Raw genomic sequence first — 16243 nt, 5'->3', positions numbered from 1 at the left:
ACTACATTAATTGGGCACCCTCTACGCAATATTTAGCCGCGCAGACCGGTGGCTACTAGGTAAACTTCCCGCGACCTCGGCCTTGATGCCGCGGGTTTACGAGTCACTACCTTGCTGAAACGTTCACGGAGAAGACGCATATATTCTTCAAAGCCTTCTCCCTGAAATATTTTGGTGACGAATCCACCGCCGGGGCGCAACACTAAACTCGCCATGTCCAGCGCCAGCTCGCATAAATACATCGACTGCGGCTGATCAACATCCCTCATACCACTCATATTGGGGGCCATATCGGAAATTACAAGGTCTGCCTTCTGATTCCCCAAAAAAGCCATCAGCTCGTTGGCTACAGCCTCGTCGGTAAAATCACCCTGAATAAACTCCACGCCGGCGATGGTATCCATCTCTAAAATATCAGATGCCAACACCTGGCCATGATGCCCCACCAGCATGGCCGCTACCTGCGACCAACCGCCAGGCGCACTACCCAAGTCAACCACACTCATGCCGGGCTTAATCAGACGATCTTTTTCCTGAATTTCCAATAGCTTATAGCAAGCCCGCGAACGATAGCCCTCTCTCTGGGCCATTTTGACGTAGTGATCATCAAAATGTTCCTTCATCCACGTAATACTAGATCCTGTACGTTTAACCACGCCCACCCCATTAATAGCGAGAATTCATATTTCAGCGCAAGCGCCTTTCGAGTAAAATGCTCGGCCACGCCTTTTTCGGTTTAGTAATATTATGCCCAAGTTCAGCGCCAGCGATAAAAAACACCTCCGCAGCCTCGGCCACAAACTCAGTCCCGTTGTGATGATCGGTGATCGCGGATTAAGCGAAGGCGTAATGACCGAAATTGACCGAGCACTAGACGATCACGAACTCATCAAAGTGAAAGTGAATCTGGCTGATCCGACGGAACGTCGCGCTATGATTGATCAATTCTGTGCTGCCCACAAGGCACAATTGGTGCAAGCTATCGGCAAGATCGCATTGATTTACCGGCCAGCTAAAAAGCCTAACCCGAAGCTATCTAATCTGCTTCGGGCATAGACTAAGCAGAATTACTCGGCAAGGTGTTGCACCTTGTCGATTTCGTACTCAATAGTACCGCCTGGCGCAGTCACCAAGGCAACATCACCCTCTTCTTTACCGATTAGGGCGCGGGCAATAGGTGAAGTCACAGAAATTTTTCCTAACTTCACACTCGCCTCGTCTTCACCAACAATGCGATACGTCACTTCTTCATCGGTCTCGCAATTAATCAAGGTTACCGTAACCCCGAAAATGACTTTGCCGGTGTAGGGAATAGTGGAAATATCGATCACCCGCACGCCAGCCAGCTTACTTTCGATTTCCTGAAGCCGGCCTTCACAAAAACCCTGCTGCTCACGCGCAGCATGGTATTCCGCATTTTCTTTCAAATCACCATGAGCACGCGCTTCGGCAATAGCTTGCGTGATACGTGGACGCTCCACCGACTTCAGATGTTTTAACTCTTCGCGCAGCGCTTTTTCGCCAGCAACCGTCATTGGTACCTGATTCATTGCATAATACCCTCGTGTACGTCCTGTAAACGACGCACTGTTTTTTCTTCACCAAAGGCAATAGCCTGACAAATTGCCTCGGCCCCAGCAAGTGTAGTGGTGTAACTCACCTTGTTAACCAAAGCGCTTCGGCGAATCAATGATGAATCGGCAATAGCTTGCTTACCTTCGGTGGTATTTATAATTAAATCAACATCGCCATTTTTAACCATATCGACAATATGCGGCCGCCCCTCCAGCACCTTGTTTACGCGCTGACAATCTAGCCCCGCCGCAATTAATACCTTATGAGTACCGCGCGTAGCGCACAGCGTAAAGCCCTGGGCTACAAGTTGCTTAGCAACCTCAATCGCGCCATCTTTGTCGGGATCACGAACACTAATAAAGGCATGACCGCTAGTTGGGAACACCTCACCCGCACCTACTGCCGCTTTCGCAAAGGCTTCAGCAAAAGTCTCGCCCAAACCCATGACCTCACCCGTAGATTTCATCTCCGGCCCAAGAATCGGGTCAACACCGGGGAACTTCGCAAACGGGAATACCGCCTCTTTCACCGCGAAATATTTAGGTATTACTTCGGTAGTGAAATTTTGCTCTTCAAGGCTAGTACCGGCCATGCAACGCGCCGCCACTTTCGCCAGCGACACACCAATACATTTAGACACAAATGGCACGGTACGCGAGGCACGAGGGTTAACCTCAATCACGTATATTTCACCATCTTGCACCGCAAGCTGTACGTTCATCAAGCCGATAACACCCAGCTCTAAAGCCATAGCCTTAACAATCTCGCGCATGCGATCTTGCACTTCGGCCGACAGCGAATACGGTGGTAACGAACATGCCGAATCACCGGAGTGAACACCCGCTTGTTCGATATGCTGCATGATCGCGCCGATCACTACTTGCTTGCCATCTGATACGGCATCGAGATCGACTTCAACCGCAGCATTCAAAAAATGATCTAGCAGAACCGGCGATTCATTAGATACCCGCACCGCTTCGCGCATATAACGCTGTAGTTCGTCTTCTTTGTAGACGATTTCCATCGCACGACCACCCAAAACATAAGATGGGCGAACTACCAATGGATAACCAATTTTTGCCGCTGCCAACAAAGCCGCTTCTTCTGAGCGCACAGTCGTGTTTGGTGGCTGCAACAGATCAAGCCGTTCGATCATCTGCTGAAAACGCTCACGGTCTTCTGCGCGATCAATGGCATCTGGCGACGTACCAATAATCGGCACACCCGCCGCCTCAAGATCTCGCGCCAATTTCAGGGGCGTTTGGCCACCAAACTGGACAATAACACCTTTAGGCTTTTCTATTGCGACAATTTCTAGCACATCTTCTAAAGTCACAGACTCGAAATACAAGCGGTCAGATATATCGTAATCAGTTGATACAGTCTCAGGGTTACAGTTAACCATAATGGTCTCGTAACCGTCTTCACGCATTGCTAAGGCCGCATGAACACAGCAGTAATCGAATTCAATACCCTGACCAATACGGTTAGGACCACCGCCAATAACAAGAATCTTTTCGCGGTCAGATGGCAGTGACTCGCACTCTTCTTCATAGGTGGAATACATATACGCCGTGGACGTAGAGAATTCCGCCGCGCAGGTATCAACACGCTTGTAGACCGGACGAATATCCAAACTATGACGTAAAGTACGCAACTGCTTCTCGCTTACCGCAAGCAATACCGCTAAGCGCTGATCTGAAAACCCTTTACGCTTTAGGCGCCACATCAAATCTTTGGTGATGTCTGTGAGGGTCAGCGTTTTCAGCGAGTTCTCGGTCTTAACGATGTCTTCAATCTGCACGAGGAACCAAGGATCAATCCACGAGTGTTCGAAGACTTCCTCAACGCTCATCCCCGCACGGAAAGCATCTGCAACAAACCAAATGCGCTCAGGGCCAGGGTTGGTCAGCTCAGCAATCAATACATCACGCGCATCGTCACGATCTACATCAATTTGATGTTCAAAGCCGGCGGAGCCAACCTCAAGACCACGAAGTGCTTTTTGCAGCGACTCTTGGAAGGTACGACCAATCGCCATGACTTCGCCGACTGATTTCATTTGAGTGTGTAAACGAGTCTGCGCTTCGCCAAATTTTTCAAAGGTAAAGCGTGGAATTTTGGTAACCACGTAGTCGATGGCAGGCTCAAACGAGGCAGGGGTCGCGCCGCCGGTAATCTCGTTTTGCAACTCATCAAGTGTGTAACCAATCGCCAATTTTGCCGCTACTCTCGCAATCGGGAAGCCCGTTGCTTTAGAGGCTAGCGCAGAAGAGCGACTCACCCGCGGGTTCATTTCAATAACGACTAAACGGCCGGTGTGCGGCTCCATACCAAACTGGACGTTTGAACCACCCGTCTCAACACCAATCTCACGCAATACCGCGCAAGAGGCGTTACGCATGATTTGATATTCTTTGTCAGTCAGGGTTTGAGCTGGCGCCACTGTGATCGAGTCACCGGTGTGCACGCCCATCGGATCAAAATTTTCGATTGAGCAAATAATAATGCAGTTGTCGTTTTTATCACGCACAACTTCCATTTCAAATTCTTTCCAGCCAATCAAGCTCTCGTCAATCAATAGCTCATTGGTTGGCGACAAATCGAGACCACGGGTACAAATCTCAACAAATTCTTCTTTGTTGTAGGCAATACCACCGCCCGAACCACCCATGGTGAAACTCGGGCGAATAATGGCGGGAAAACCGATAGAGTCCAGAACTTGCAAGGCCTCTTCCATGCTATGCGCGATAGCTGAGTTCGGCGTTTCTAGGCCGATACGCTTCATGGCCTTATCGAACAGCTGACGATCTTCCGCCATATCGATCGAGTCTTTAGTCGCGCCGATCATCTCAACGCCGTACTTGGCCAAAACGCCTTCACGGTCCAAATCTAGAGCGCAGTTAAGTGCTGTCTGCCCACCCATGGTCGGAAGAATCGCATCTGGGCGCTCTTTTTCAATAATCTTCGCAACCGTTTCCCACACCACTGGCTCAATATAAGTGGCATCCGCCATCGACGGATCCGTCATAATGGTCGCAGGGTTGGAGTTCACCAAAATCACTCGGTAACCTTCTTCCCGCAAGGCCTTACACGCCTGCGCACCGGAATAATCAAACTCGCAGGCTTGACCGATAACAATCGGGCCAGCACCGAGGATGAGGATACTTTGAATATCAGTTCTTTTTGGCATAAGTTCTAATCATCTGACTCTGTGCTTCGTTACAAAAAGTCGGACGTCGGAAGCTGGACGTCGGACGCTAAAGTCGGGCGCAGTGTTGGGTTTTCTCATCCGACATCAGACGCCGGACCAACAAAAACCACTTACAAAACCGCAAAGCCGGACTTCTTACTAGGCCTGCTTAGAGGCTTTAATCAAATCTATAAACTGATTAAACAAGGGCGCAATATCATGCGGGCCCGGACTCGCCTCTGGATGCCCCTGGAAACCGAACGCAGGTGTATCTGTGCGTCGAATACCTTGCAAGGAACCATCAAATAACGACTTGTGGCTTACCACTAAGTTGGCCGGCAAGGAGCTTTCATCAACCGCAAAACCGTGGTTTTGGCTGGTGATATGCACAACCTTCGTAGCCAAATCTTGCACCGGATGGTTGGCACCGTGATGACCAAATTTCATTTTCTGGGTTTTAGCACCAGACGCCAAACCCAGCAACTGATGACCCAAGCAAATACCAAACACAGGCACACCCGTCGTCAGAATCTCTTTAATGGCGGTAATAGCGTAATCACAAGGCTCTGGGTCGCCAGGGCCGTTAGACAAAAATACACCGTCAGGCTTCATCGCCAATACATCGGCAGCGGATGTTTGCGCCGGTACCACCGTTAGACGGCAGCCTCGGTCAGTCAACATCCGTAAAATATTGCGCTTTACACCAAAGTCGTAGGCAACAACATGGTATGGCAGCTCGGCGTCGCTAAAGGTTTTGTGACCCGCACCTAGCGCCCAACTCCCTTCGCGCCACTCGTAGCTTTTGGCGGTAGTGACTTCTTTGGCTAAATCCATGCCTTTAAGACCGGCAAATTCCTTCGCCATCGTCAGCGCCTTAGCCTCGTCGATATCGCCGGCCATCAAACAGCCGCCCTGCGCACCCTTGTCACGCAAAATACGCGTTAGGCGGCGGGTATCGATATCGGCTATACCAATAATGTTCCGTGCTTTTAGGTAATCAGACAGGCTTTGCTCGCTGCGAAAACTCGATGCGAGCATGGGAAGGTCACGAATAACTAATCCGGCAGACCAAATATGCTCTGCTTCTTCGTCTTCGCTGTTCACACCGGTATTACCGATATGAGGATAGGTTAATGTCACAATTTGGCGAGCATATGAGGGATCGGTCAATATTTCTTGGTAACCGGTCATTGCCGTATTAAAAACGACCTCACCAACCGAATGCCCTTCAGCACCAATGGCGATGCCCCGAAAAATGCTGCCGTCTTCAAGGGCAAGTATGGCTGGAACCGTCAAGACTACCTCCTAGATCGAACTTGCGGCCGAGAGCTACCGCCGACACACTCGCCGGAACGACAACCAAGGGACCACAGAGGAAAATACGCGTGCAAAAAAGCGAGATGAAGATTACCTCACCTCGCTTTTTGCGGGGCTGCGGAGCTTATTTAGCTCGGCACCCTAATCTGATGCGCGATTTTACGCGAAATGCCCCCCGCGCGTCCACCGCAATAAATACCGCTAATGCCAACCTTGCTCGCTGCGCCTAGCTATGCCGACCGAATACCCAGCCAACAAAACCCAAGATCACTTCAAGCCAAGCACGTCCTGCATATCATAACGGCCTGCCGCCTGCGCACTCACCCATGCCGCCGCACGCACCGCGCCGCGAGCAAATGACATACGCGAACTGGCCTTGTGAGTTATTTCGACCCGCTCACCTTCGGCAAAGAAAGAAACAGTGTGATCACCCACCACATCGCCACCGCGCACAGTGGCAAAACCAATAGTTTCACGCTCCCGCGCACCGGTTTGACCTTCGCGACCGTAAACCGCCACTTTTTCTAAATCGCGCCCCAGCGCATCGGCCACAACCTGCCCCATGCTCAGCGCAGTGCCAGATGGCGCATCGATTTTATGGCGGTGATGAGCCTCTACAATTTCAATATCAACATCATCACCCAATACTCGTGCCGCCATATCCAACAGTTTAAAGCACAAATTTACACCGGTACTAAAATTCGAGGCCTGACAAATCGCGATGGGCGCAATTGCCGCTTCCAGCTCTGCCTTTTGTTCAGCATTAAAGCCGGTAGTACCAATCACCATGCCCTTGCCTGCAGCGCCACACGCTTTGGCATTAGCGAGCGTTGCCGCAGGCACGGTAAAGTCGATGAGCACGTCAAAATCATTCAGCACCGCATTCACGTCACCGACGATGACCACGCCATTTTTGCCAAGGCCCGCTAGCTCGCCGGCATCAGCGCCGATAAGAGAGCTTTCAGGGCGTTCAATTGCCGCCGTTAATTCACAACCATTATTGAGCGATACCGCCTCAATTAAAATTCGCCCCATCCGCCCTGCGGCACCGGTTACTGCTATCCGAACTGTCATAACGCTTTCCAATATTTAAGAGTCTGTATCTGCTTTTTTGTCGACGCTTGCTACGCCTTGTTGCGCCGCAGCATCTGCCCGTTCACTTCCAAGCGCCATATCTCGCACCGTAGTTGATGCCAAAGCCGCATCCAAAGCCGCGTCAATTGCCGCAGTCACTTCAGCCACACCTTGCACCGGCTTACGCGGCACTCTCAGCGCAATCATGGGCACGGTACCATCACTTCGTACCGCGTCTATCACCATCTTTAAGGAGGTTTTTTCAAGCGGCGCATTCGGCAAGTAGCGCGGCGGATCTTCGTGGTTCTCGGTCACCAGACCCGCCTGTTTTAACGCCCCCAACACCCGCGTTACGCCTTGGATTTGCACCCGTAAGCGATAGACAAAATCACTGGCAGAAAACGGCTTGCGCGACTGGTAATAACGCTGCGCGATAACAGCCATAACCTGCAAGGCTAAGGTTTCGCGCTGACGAATACTTAAATCACCACTGCGCCGCGTTGGCGCGATATATTCGGGGTGCTGCACATAAAATGCAACACTGCTACCCACCAACAAAATCAGCCAGCTGATGTACATCCACATCATAAATAGAATCAAAATCGCAAAGCCAGAATAAATCGCATACGTGCCACTGCCACTGGCAGATACCACCACGCTACCAAAACCCCAACCTAAACTTTGAAACAACACCCCAGACACCACACCGGCAACCAAACCAGCACGGACAGTGACCTTGGTATTAGGGATAAACATATAGAAGAAGGTGAAGGCGGCAATAATCATCAAATACGGCGCCGCTTCCGTAGCAAACGCAATTAAATGCTGCACGAAGGGCAGGTGCGTACTAATGGTTTGCACAAAGCCGCCACCCAACACACTGGCAGACAAACCAATGGCTGAAAATACCAGCAAGGGCCCAATCAGCATCACGCTACCGTAATCGGCAAAACGTCTGCCGATACTACGGTGCTGGTCAAGACGCCAAATATAATTAAAGGTAGCTTCTATTTTTTGAATCAATGAAATCGCGGTGTAAAACAACAGCGCGACACCGAAGGTGCCGAGGACACCAATTTTTACGTTGTCGATAAATCCAATAATTTTGTCGGTAATCTCAACACCCTGCGCGCCCATTGGTGCAAGAAACTGCAGCATAATCGGCTCTAGCTGCTTATTGTGCATACCAAAGGCCTTAAGGACGGAGAAGCTCACCGCCATCATGGGCACCAACGACAACAAAGTGGTGTACACCAAGCTCATTGCCCGCAGGGTTAACTCGCCCTTGGTTAAATCGTCCAGCACCACATAAACCAAACGCAAAACGTCTATTAGCTTTTGTCGCCAAGGACTGTAATGCACGACCTTCTCTGACCACAGATAATCGGCTACCAATTTATTGAGGGTTTTATCCATTATTGAGACGCCCTTACTCAGAGTATCGATTGACTACACTCAAGCCGCAAAAATCGCGAAATGATGAGCAACCGTCATGCTTTTAGAATGGCATGCCGCCAAGAATGGAGAAAAAAGCAGGGGAAGTCGAGACTGGATTCCGCCAATTCAGCGGAACCCAGTCATCAACGCATTAAAATAATCAGAGCTTCATATCGTCAAAAAAGGTTTTCACGCCGTCAAACCACGTTTTTTTTCGCGGTGACTGCTTATCGTCTCCCTCCATACTCGCCTGCAACTCTTGCAATAGCTCTTTTTGGCGCTTAGTGAGCGACACCGGCGTTTCCAGTGTGACCTTGCAAATCAAGTCACCAGTACTGCCACCGCGGACCGGGGTAATGCCTTTACCGCGTAGGCGGAAGGATTTGCCGGTTTGAGTTTCGGCCGGAATTTTCAGTTTTACGCGACCTTCCAAGGTCGGCACGTCAAGCTCGCCGCCCAAAGCTGCATCTGCAAAACTAATAGGCACGTCGCAGTACAAATTTTTGCCATCGCGCTTAAATATCGCATGCGGGCGCACAGACATTTGTACATACAAATCGCCCGTGGGGCCGCCGTTCGGACTCGCCTCACCCTCACCGGTTAGACGAATGCGGTCTCCAGTATCTACGCCAGCAGGCACTTTAACAGAAAGGGTTTTTGTCTCTTCTATTAAGCCTTGGCCACGACATTCACTGCAGGGGTTCGCAATGATCGTGCCTTTGCCACGGCAATTTGGACAAGCCTGCTGCACAGCAAAGAAGCCCTGCTGCATCCGCACCTGACCAACACCATTACAGGTATTACAGGTGACCGGCTTAGAGCCTTTTTTAGCCCCGCTGCCATCACAGGGCTTACAGGCTACCAGCGTAGGAATACGAATTTTAGCCGTTGAGCCATGAACCGCCTGCTCAAGGTCAATCTCCAATGTGTAGCGCAAATCAGAACCGCGCTGCGGGCCGCGCTGACGACCGCCACCGCCGCCGCCAAAAATATCCCCAAACACATCACCAAAAATATCACTAAACCCGCCGGCACCAGCACCACCGCCGCCAGCGTTAACACCTTCGTGGCCGAAGCGATCATAGGCCGCGCGCTTGTCTTCATCAGAAAGCACTTCGTAGGCTTCGGTCGCCTCTTTAAAAATGTCTTCCGCCTTCGGATCATCAGGGTTGCGGTCGGGATGATTTTTCATCGCAATTCGACGGTAGGCTTTTTTAACTTCCTTGCTGTCGGTATCTCGCGATACACCCAGAATTTCGTAATAATCTCGTTTTGACATAGCTTCGCTTCACGCTAGACGGGAAGCAGGAGACGCTTTTTGTAGTGCCACCCGCTACCCCTTAAATGATTCTACCCCTCATGCCAAACGGGAGATCGCAAAACACGCTGACCTTAGCCTTTGCGTCTTCCGTCTCCCGTCCAGCGTTACACTCAAGCGAGGCAAGCCTCGCGTCGAGCTTACTTCTTATCGTCGTCTTTCACTTCTTCAAACTCGGCATCAACGACATCGTCACCACCGGCTTGTGGCTGTTCTGCACCCCCCTCAGCCTCTGCTTGAGCCGCTTGCTCAGCATACATTTTTTGTGCCAAGCCGCTAGACGCTTCGGTTAGCTTCTTAGTGGCTTCTTCGATTTTCTCGACGTCGTCACCTTTAACCGCTTCATCGACTTCAGCCAAGGCCGCTTCAATAGCTGCCTTTTCTTCGTCACTAGCTTTATCGCCTGCTTCTTCAACTGTCTTACGAGTCGCGTTAGCCAAGCCTTCTGCAGTATTGCGAGCAACTACCAGTGCTTCAAACTTCTTATCAGCTTCTGCGTTCGCTTCTGCATCACGCACCATTTGCTCTATCTCGTCCTCACTCAAACCACTAGACGCGGTAATGCGGATAGATTGCTCTTTACCGGTTGCTTTATCTTTAGCAGACACATGCAAAATACCGTTGGCATCAATATCGAAGGTCACTTCAATTTGCGGCAGACCACGTGGTGCTGGTGGAATATCAGCCAAGTCGAAACGACCCAGTGATTTGTTTGCCGCAGCTTGCTTGCGCTCGCCCTGTACGACGTGAATCGTTACCGCTTGCTGGTTGTCATCCGCCGTTGAGAACACCTGTGATTTCTTAGTCGGAATCGTGGTGTTTTTCTCAATCAGGTGAGTCGCTACACCGCCCATGGTTTCAATACCCAAGCTCAGCGGGGTAACGTCTAGCAGCAATACGTCTTTTACTTCACCAGACAATACTGCGCCTTGTAGCGCTGCACCCATTGCTACCGCTTCGTCAGGGTTTACATCGCGACGCGCTTCTTTACCAAAGAACTCAGTTACTTTGGTTTGCACCAAAGGCATACGAGTCTGACCACCAACCAAAATGATTTCGTCTACTTCAGAAGCAGATAAACCTGCATCTTTCAGTGCAACTTTCATTGGTTCTAATGAGCGAGCAACCAAATCACCAACTAGTGATTCCAATTTGGCACGACTCAGCTTCACCACTAAATGCTTAGGACCGGTCGCATCTGCTGTGATGTACGGCAGATTGATTTCAGTCTGCTGACTAGAAGAAAGCTCAATTTTGGCTTTCTCTGCCGCTTCTTTGAGACGCTGCACAGCCAGTGAATCGCCTTTCAGATCAATGCTGTTTTCTTTCTTGAACTCTTCAGCCAAATAATCGATCAGGCGCATATCGAAATCTTCACCACCTAAGAAGGTGTCGCCGTTAGTCGACAACACTTCAAACTGGTGCTCGCCGTCTACTTCAGCAATTTCAATAATCGAGATATCAAAAGTACCACCACCTAAGTCGTATACCGCGATAGTGCGGTCGCCCTTAGATTTGTCCATACCGTAGGCCAGTGCCGCTGCGGTAGGCTCGTTGATAATACGTTTAACGTCCAAACCAGCGATACGACCAGCGTCTTTAGTTGCCTGACGCTGAGAATCATTGAAGTAAGCCGGTACGGTAATAACCGCTTCGGTAACTTTCTCACCCAAGTAGTCTTCAGCGGTTTTTTTCATTTTCTTCAAAATTTCCGCAGAAATTTGCGGAGGCGCCATTTTCTCGCCCTTTACTTCTACCCACGCGTCGCCGTTATCAGCTTCGCAGATATTGTATGGCACCATTTTGATGTCTTTTTGAACCACGTCGTCTTTAAAACGACGACCGATCAAACGCTTCACCGCGTACAAAGTGTTATGCGGATTGGTGACGGCCTGACGCTTAGCGCTCTGACCCACCAAAATTTCCTTGTCGTCGGTGTACGCAACAATAGATGGCGTAGTACGCGTACCTTCAGCGTTCTCGATTACCTTAACCTTGTCGCCATCCATTACCGCTACGCAAGAGTTAGTGGTACCCAAGTCAATACCAATAATTTTACCCATGATCATTCTCCACTTAAAAACTGTCGCCACGTCCGGCGAAATTCTTTGTCTTGTGACAGATATTGGCCCTTATCCACACATTTCAAGGGGGCATAGGCCATTTTTAATACAATTACTGCTTATGGCGCCTTAGCAATAACGACCATCGCTGCACGCAGCAAGCGGCCATTTAAGGTGTAACCCTTTTGCATCACGTCCATCACCGAGTTCGGCTCAGCATCGGGGTTGGGCACCATCGCCATCGCCTGGTGATACTCAGGATTAAACGGTTCGCCAACGGGGTTTAACTGCTCAACATTGTGACGCGCCAAAGCGTCTACCAATGTTTTAAGCGTTAACTCAACGCCTTCCAAAATCGGCTTTAAGGCTTCATCAGCGATATCGACAGAAGCCAGCGCACGATCAAGATTATCGACCACCGGAAGCATATCGCCGGCAAATTTCTCGAGCGCAAATTTGCGCGCGTTTTCAGCATCTTTCTCAGCACGACGACGCATATTCTGCGCCTCGGCCGCCGCACGCAGCGCCTGCTCTTGTGCATCAGCAACCGCTTGCTTGGCCTCTTCCAACTGCTCTTCCAAGCTGAGTTCTAACTTGCCGCTAAGGTCAAGGTCGTCGTCTTGCTGCAACTCTTCAGGCTGAAACTCTTCATCCGGCATTGCCGCTTTGTCTTGTTCCTCTGCCACGTATTCAATCTCCGTACACGTATTAGGTCTTGCGGGTAATCTCCGCGCTGTCGCATTTATGGGGCTTAGCACCAATAATTCAAGGCAATGACAAATATTTTTACACCTAGTTATTGACGACCACCTTTACTGGCAGTATTTTACTGTATAAATATACAGATAAATTTTGTACAACCGTGAGAGACCACTATGCTGAGCAATCTCAATATCAGCAATTACGCCATCACCGAACATCTCGATATAGAACTTAAAACCGGCATGACCGTGCTCACCGGCGAAACCGGCGCGGGCAAGTCCATCATGCTAGACGCCCTAGGGTTGGCGCTTGGCGACCGTGCCGACAGCAATATTGTCCGCAGCGGTGCAGATCGCGCCGATATTCACGCTTTGTTTGATATTAGCGCCATTCCCGCAGCCCACGACTGGCTAAAGGAACGCGATTTAGACGACAGCAATGAATGCATGCTAAGACGAGTTATTACCGCGGACGGTCGCTCACGCGCCTATATCAATGGCCAACCCGCAACGCTGCAAGATGTTCGAGGGCTGGGCAGCCTTCTTATCGACATCCACAGCCAGCACGCCCACCAATCGCTGCTTCAAAAGCCCTACCAGCGGGAATTATTAGATGCCTACGCCGGCACTGCCGCGCTCGCCAGGCAGGTAAGCGAATACTGCCATCAATACCAACACTGCAAAAAAACCTTGGCCTCACTAGAAGCCAACCTCGCCGAACAAAACGCGCAAGAACAGCTACTGCGTTATCAACTTGAAGAATTACACCGACTAGACCTAAAAGCCGGCGAAGTCGACGAGTTAGAAAGCTTACAAAAGCAGCTCGCCAATGCAGAACAAATACTGGCCGCCAATCACCATAGTTTAAACCTCTGCCGCGAGGGAGAAGTTAATGCCATGGGCATTTTGCATCAGGCGCTGTCTTCTCTACAAAGCAGCCAACACCGCAGCAGCGCCCAAGAAAATGCCGCGCAACTTATAGAAAGTGCCCGCATTCAGATTGAAGAAGCCGCCGTCGAGCTTCAGCACGTTATCGACAGCACCGAGCTCGACCCCGAGCGCTTAATCGAAGTAGAAGCAAGACTAGACGCCATCTACCAAACCGCTCGCAAGCATCGCATACAAGCCAACGAACTACTGACACTGCAAACCTCATTAGAAAATCAGCTCGAGGCGATGGATGCCAGCGACGAGAAAATTGATCAGCTACGCAATACGCAAGACGAGGCACTAAAGGCCTACCAAACCAATGCCAAGGAACTAAGTAAAAAACGTGCTAAAGCAGCCAAGCTTATGAAAACAGGTATTGAAAAGCAGCTGCAAGCACTGGCAATGAAGCATTGCGAAATCGAATTTGCCATGCACCCACTGGGCAACGACGAACCTCACAGCCACGGCCAAGAGGAAATCGAAATATTAATCAGCACCAACCCGACAAGCCCTAAAGGGCCGCTAAACAAAATTGCCTCCGGCGGCGAGCTATCACGCATCAGCCTAGCAATCCAAGTAATAACCGCGCAGGTCGCCGCTATACCCACAGTAATTTTCGACGAAATTGACGTCGGTATTGGCGGCGCCACCGCAGAAATTGTGGGACAACTGCTAAAGGCGCTAGGAAAACGCAGCCAAGTTCTGTGCGTCACCCATCAGCCGCAGGTTGCCAGCCAAGGTGATCATCATATTCGCGTGAAAAAGACCGGCAGTAAAACCAAACTCACGACCAGCTTAGAGCCGCTGGAAGACAACCAAAAAATTGAAGAAATTGCACGTATGCTAGGAGGCATTGCGATTACGGAGAACACCTTGGCGCACGCGCGGGAGATGCTGGGGATAAGACACTAAACTCGGAAGAGGATAAACCTAGAGTCGCTGGATGCTTGACGGGAGACGAGAAACGCCCTTGCATCTCCCGCCTCCCATTCAGCGTTAAAAAGCATTACGCCTTCTTCGGCCTTACATACAAAACCAAGCTGTGATCGACCAGCTCAAAGCCGCGCTCTGCCACCAATTGACGCTGGCGGGATTCAATCACCTCGTCAAAAAATTCGATAACGTCGCCGGTTTCCATGCACACGATATGATCGTGGTGATCACCTTTTTCTAATTCAAATACCGAGTGACCGGTTTCAAAATTATGCCGGGTCACTAGGCCTGCAGCCTCGAACTGAGTCAACACGCGGTAAACCGTGGCCAAACCCACATCTTCACCAGACTCCATTAAAGCGCGATAAACATCTTCCGCGCTGAAGTGTTGATTCTCGGTTTCAGCCTGCTCCAGCAACTGTAAAATCTTCACTCTCGGCAGAGTAACTTTGAGACCCGCTTTACGAAGCTCTTGATTTTCTATAGACATATGTCCTGGACCTTAGCGTTGCGATTGGGTTTGCGCTATTATCCCACGCCTCTATAAGCGATTGGAACCCTTAGCATGTATAGACAACTTGCCACAGCCTGCCTACTCGTCTCTTTGGCCGCCTGCAGCTCTTTGGAATTCCCCGGTGTTTACCGTTTGCCCATTGATCAGGGCAACATTATTACCCAGGAAATGGTAGATCAGCTCAAGATCGGCATGACCCGCAGCCAGGTTGAATACGTCATGGGCACACCACTAGTGCGCGACACATTCAACCCAAATCGCTGGGACTACGTTTATACGCTAGACGATCGCAACAATGACAAGACAGAGCGACACCAACTGACGGTAAAATTTGTCGACGGTAAACTCAGCGAATTTACCACTGACATTAAACCAACCTCAGAAACTACCCCTGCAGAACAAGTAAACACCGACGCCGAATAATTATTTGGCGTCTTTGCGAGCCTTCACCTTGGCGGCTCGCTGTTTGCGAACCTCTTTGGGATCGGCAATGAGAGGTCGATAAATTTCAACGCGCTCGCCACCCTTTAAAGCCTGTGCGTCTGGGGCACTTACCGATTTGCCAAAAATACCAAGGTCTGCGGTCGCCAAGTCTAAATCCGGAAACTGCTTATCTAATGCAGACTGCATAACGGCAGCCCGCACGGTACAACCTTCAGGCACTTCCAAGGCCACAATACGCTGCCTATCCGGCAAGGCGTAAGCCACCTCAACATGAATAGTATCGCTTTTATTTTCCATACTGCTCATTCGCTCTCTTAACAAGGGCATCGACTAAATTATTAGCAACAGAGTTAAACAACTGCCGCGTTGCCGCACCAACAACACTATTGGTAAGTGCAAACTGCAAATGTAAGCTTACCTTACAGGCATCTGCCCCCAGCGGCAGTAACGACCACTCGCCGGTTAGATTTTCAAACGGACCTTCAATTAATTTCAAACGCACGCTGCGGCCAGGCGTCAAGGTGTTGCGAGTAACAAAACTAAGACGAATACCGGCGCGGGACAAATCTAAACGCGCGTCCATTGAATCTTCCGTCTGCGCCAACACCTCTGCGCCAATACAGCCATCCATATATTGCGGATAGGCTTCAACGTCATTTATTAAGTGATAAATGACGTCTGCAGAATACGGCAGCAAAGCGCTGCGTCGAATCTCGTTCATACGGGGTCCCGAATCATTTCAAC

At 50.3% G+C, this 16243-nt stretch carries 15 protein-coding genes; 3 read left to right on the top strand and 12 right to left on the bottom strand.

Annotated elements, in window-relative coordinates; genetic code table 11:
- Positions 1–32: 32 nt before the first annotated feature.
- Positions 33–656, bottom strand: a complete 624-nt coding sequence (gene rlmE / locus GVJ32_RS04690; protein WP_159238904.1) for a 23S rRNA (uridine(2552)-2'-O)-methyltransferase RlmE — start codon at positions 654–656, stop codon at positions 33–35.
- 91 nt (positions 657–747) lie between these two features.
- On the opposite strand from rlmE, the gene yhbY reads away from it, so the two are divergent.
- Positions 748–1056, top strand: a complete 309-nt coding sequence (yhbY, locus tag GVJ32_RS04685; protein ID WP_159238903.1) for a ribosome assembly RNA-binding protein YhbY — start codon at positions 748–750, stop codon at positions 1054–1056.
- Positions 1057–1067: 11 nt separating this feature from the next.
- Here the strand turns inward: yhbY and greA are convergent, their stop codons facing one another.
- From greA to grpE, 8 genes are all read right to left on the bottom strand, one after another.
- Positions 1068–1550: a transcription elongation factor GreA gene (greA, locus tag GVJ32_RS04680; protein WP_159238902.1), complete on the bottom strand. Its 483-nt coding sequence runs from the start codon at positions 1548–1550 to the stop codon at positions 1068–1070.
- The gene (gene carB / locus GVJ32_RS04675) at positions 1547–4768 is read right to left on the bottom strand and encodes a carbamoyl-phosphate synthase large subunit (RefSeq protein WP_159238901.1); all 3222 of its coding nucleotides are present in this window, start codon (positions 4766–4768) and stop codon (positions 1547–1549) included. The genes greA and carB overlap by 4 nt, the downstream gene beginning before the upstream one ends.
- 159 nt (positions 4769–4927) lie before the next feature.
- Positions 4928–6064, bottom strand: coding sequence for a glutamine-hydrolyzing carbamoyl-phosphate synthase small subunit (gene carA, locus GVJ32_RS04670; protein WP_159238900.1), 1137 nt, complete (start codon positions 6062–6064; stop codon positions 4928–4930).
- 288 nt (positions 6065–6352) lie between these two features.
- Positions 6353–7159, bottom strand: a complete 807-nt coding sequence (gene dapB / locus GVJ32_RS04665) for a 4-hydroxy-tetrahydrodipicolinate reductase (protein ID WP_159238899.1) — start codon at positions 7157–7159, stop codon at positions 6353–6355.
- Between the two features lie 15 nt (positions 7160–7174).
- The gene (locus GVJ32_RS04660; protein ID WP_159238898.1) at positions 7175–8575 is read right to left on the bottom strand and encodes a YihY/virulence factor BrkB family protein; all 1401 of its coding nucleotides are present in this window, start codon (positions 8573–8575) and stop codon (positions 7175–7177) included.
- Between the two features lie 181 nt (positions 8576–8756).
- Complete coding sequence (gene dnaJ, locus GVJ32_RS04655; protein WP_159238897.1) at positions 8757–9875, bottom strand: molecular chaperone DnaJ; 1119 nt, start codon at positions 9873–9875, stop codon at positions 8757–8759.
- A 179-nt stretch (positions 9876–10054) separates the two neighbouring features.
- Positions 10055–11977, bottom strand: coding sequence for a molecular chaperone DnaK (dnaK, locus tag GVJ32_RS04650; RefSeq protein ID WP_159238896.1), 1923 nt, complete (start codon positions 11975–11977; stop codon positions 10055–10057).
- 119 nt (positions 11978–12096) lie between these two features.
- Complete coding sequence (grpE, locus tag GVJ32_RS04645; RefSeq protein ID WP_159238895.1) at positions 12097–12663, bottom strand: nucleotide exchange factor GrpE; 567 nt, start codon at positions 12661–12663, stop codon at positions 12097–12099.
- Positions 12664–12852: 189 nt separating this feature from the next.
- On the opposite strand from grpE, the gene recN reads away from it, so the two are divergent.
- Positions 12853–14520 carry a DNA repair protein RecN gene (gene recN / locus GVJ32_RS04640; protein ID WP_159238894.1) on the top strand — a complete coding sequence of 556 codons (1668 nt, stop codon included), beginning with the start codon at positions 12853–12855 and terminating at the stop codon, positions 14518–14520.
- Between the two features lie 94 nt (positions 14521–14614).
- Here the strand turns inward: recN and fur are convergent, their stop codons facing one another.
- Positions 14615–15031 (bottom strand): ferric iron uptake transcriptional regulator, encoded by a 417-nt coding sequence (gene fur / locus GVJ32_RS04635; protein WP_159238893.1) that lies wholly within the window; start codon positions 15029–15031, stop codon positions 14615–14617.
- 75 nt (positions 15032–15106) lie between these two features.
- Between fur and GVJ32_RS04630 the strand changes: the two genes are divergently transcribed.
- Positions 15107–15478, top strand: coding sequence for an outer membrane protein assembly factor BamE (locus GVJ32_RS04630; RefSeq protein ID WP_159238892.1), 372 nt, complete (start codon positions 15107–15109; stop codon positions 15476–15478).
- On the opposite strand, the gene GVJ32_RS04625 is transcribed toward GVJ32_RS04630, so the two are convergent.
- Entirely contained in the window at positions 15479–15805 is a 327-nt protein-coding gene (locus GVJ32_RS04625) for an RnfH family protein (protein ID WP_353652894.1), read from the bottom strand.
- The gene (locus GVJ32_RS04620) at positions 15786–16220 is read right to left on the bottom strand and encodes a type II toxin-antitoxin system RatA family toxin (protein ID WP_159238891.1); all 435 of its coding nucleotides are present in this window, start codon (positions 16218–16220) and stop codon (positions 15786–15788) included. The genes GVJ32_RS04625 and GVJ32_RS04620 overlap by 20 nt, the downstream gene beginning before the upstream one ends.
- Positions 16221–16243 lie beyond the last annotated feature (23 nt).

The organism is Zhongshania aliphaticivorans, assembly GCF_902705855.1.
GTDB classification, from domain to species: domain Bacteria; phylum Pseudomonadota; class Gammaproteobacteria; order Pseudomonadales; family Spongiibacteraceae; genus Spongiibacter; species Spongiibacter aliphaticivorans_B.
The sequence above is the reverse complement of the archived record's forward strand: the minus strand, read 5'-3'. Positions and strand labels throughout refer to the sequence as shown.